The following is a 2,301-nucleotide window of genomic DNA, read 5'->3' as shown; positions in this document are numbered from 1 at the left end:
GCTGCCGGCCGCGGCCGGCGCGGCCGAGGCCGTGGCGGCCGGCGACCGCGAACCCACGCAACTGGAGAAGCTGGACGTGGTCGCGCAGCGCAAGGACGGCTATACCCCGCCGCCCAGCGCCGCCAGCACCGGCTTGGTGTTGAGCCCGCTGGAGACGCCGCAGTCGGTGAGCAGCATCGGCCGCGAGCAGATGGACGACTTCGGCCTGCGCAACGCCAACGATGTGCTGGCGCTGGCCACCGGCATCAACGTCGAGAAGATCGAGACCGATCGCACCTACTACAGCGCACGCGGTTTCGACGTCGTCACCTTCCAGGTCGACGGCCTCGGCCTGCCGTTCACCAATGGCGGCGCCGAGGGCGACCTGGACACCGCGATGTACGAGCGGGTGGAGGTGTTGCGCGGCGCCAATGGGCTGATGTCCTCGACCGGCAATCCGTCGGCCACGATCAACTTCGTGCGCAAGCGGCCCACCGAGGACCTGCAGGGCAGCGCCGGAGTGACGGTGGGCAGCTGGGACACGCGGCGGCTGGACGCGGACCTGTCCGGCCCGCTCAACGCCAGCGGCAGCGTGCGCGGGCGGGTGGTCGCCGCCGGCCAGGACGGCGACAGCTACCTGGACCGCTATGCGCTGAACAAGCACAGCGTCTATGGCATCGTCGAGGCCGATCTGAGCGATCGCACCCGCCTGAGCGTGGGCGCCAGCGATCAAAAGAACGACGCCACCGGTGGCATGTGGGGCGCACTGCCGCTGTACTACAGCGATGGCAGGGCCACGGATTTCGCGCGGTCCACCAGCACTTCGGCCGACTGGTCGTACTGGACCACCGAAGACAAGCGCGGGTTCCTGGAACTGCGGCAGGACCTGGGCGCGGACTGGCGGCTCACGCTGGCACTGAACTACCGCAGGCTCGACAACGATGCCCAGCTGTTCTACGTCTACGGCACTCCCGATCGCGACACCGGCCTGGGCCTGTTCTCCTACCCCTCGCAGTACGGCAGCAGCGAAACCCAGAAGTACGCCAACGTGTCCGCAAGCGGACCGTTCGCGCTCGGCGGGCGCGAGCACGAACTGGTGGTGGGCGTGCAGTGGGGCCGCGTGGAGGCCGACCAGGTGTCCTGGTACGGCAACGACATCGGCACGCCGCTGCCGCCCCTGCAGGACTGGAACGGCGCCTACCCCAAGCCGCGTTTCGACGCGTTCTCCGACGGCGCCCAGTTCGACATCATCCGCCGCACCGCCTACGCCACCGCGCGCTGGAACCTGGGCGAGACGCTGAAGCTGATCACCGGCGTCAACCACACCGGGATCGAGAGCCGCGGCCAGAACTACGGCGTGCAGCATGCCTACGACGACAGCAGGACCACCCCGTTCGTCGGTGCGGTCTACAGCTTCGCCCCGAACTACGCGCTGTACGCCAGCTATGCGGAGATCTTCAACCCGCAGACCGAACTGGACCGCAACCTGCGCGTGCTCGACCCGATCACCGGCAGCAACGCCGAGCTCGGCATCAAGGGCCAGTGGTTGCAGCAGCGCGTCAACGCCTCCTTCGCCCTGTTTCGCGCCAAGCAGGACAACACCGCCGAAGCCGATGTCTTCGTCGGCACGCTGCAGACGTACCGGCCGATCGACGCCACCTCCACCGGCTACGAGTTCGACGTCGCCGGCCGGATCGGCGCGCACTGGCAGCTCAACGCCGGTTATACCCAACTGGGCATCAAGGGCGACGACGGGCGCAACGTGCGCACCTACGTGCCGCGCCGCACCTTCAAGCTGGCCACCACCTACACCGTGCCGCAATGGGAGGCGCTGCAGCTGGGCGCGACCCTGACCTGGCAGGACGCCATCGTCCGCGACCAGGAGGCCGTGGACACCGCCGGCAATCCCATCTACACCCGCCAGGGCAGCTATGCGCTGCTGGGGCTGATGGCGCAGTACGCCATCACCCCGCAGTTCAGCGCCACCCTCAACGTCTACAACGTCACCGACCGCAAGTACATCAACAGCCTGTACTGGGCGCAGGGCTACTATGGCGCGCCCCGCAACACCGCCCTGGCGCTGACCTACCGGTTCTAGCGCCGGCCGCTGGCGGAACGCGTCGCGCAGGGCACTTGCCGCGACGCGTGGTGCCGTCGCTGAGAGTTGCGGAATGTGCGACGGTCGCTGGCGGGAGCGCGGTACGCGCGGACACTGGAACGCGCCGTCGGCACGGCGCGACTGGTCGAGCGCCACGCGCAGCTGTGTGCCGCGAGGACACCTCTCCACGACGGAAAGTGTCCTGTAGATACCGTCTCACCCCC

The 2,301-nt window shown here is 68.6% G+C and carries 1 protein-coding gene; it reads left to right on the top strand.

Going from position 1 to position 2,301, the window contains the following annotated elements:
- A partial coding sequence (locus tag CEK68_RS20815) for a TonB-dependent siderophore receptor (protein ID WP_152240527.1) occupies nucleotides 1-2,077 on the top strand: 2,077 nt, incomplete at its 5' end.
- Between the last annotated feature and the right edge of the window lie 224 nt (nucleotides 2,078-2,301).

It is taken from the genome of Xanthomonas sp. LMG 12461 (genome assembly GCF_009192935.1).
Classification (GTDB): Bacteria; Pseudomonadota; Gammaproteobacteria; order Xanthomonadales; family Xanthomonadaceae; genus Xanthomonas_A; species Xanthomonas_A sontii.
Note: the sequence above shows the minus strand (reverse complement) of the source record. Positions and strands in the feature narration are given on the sequence as shown.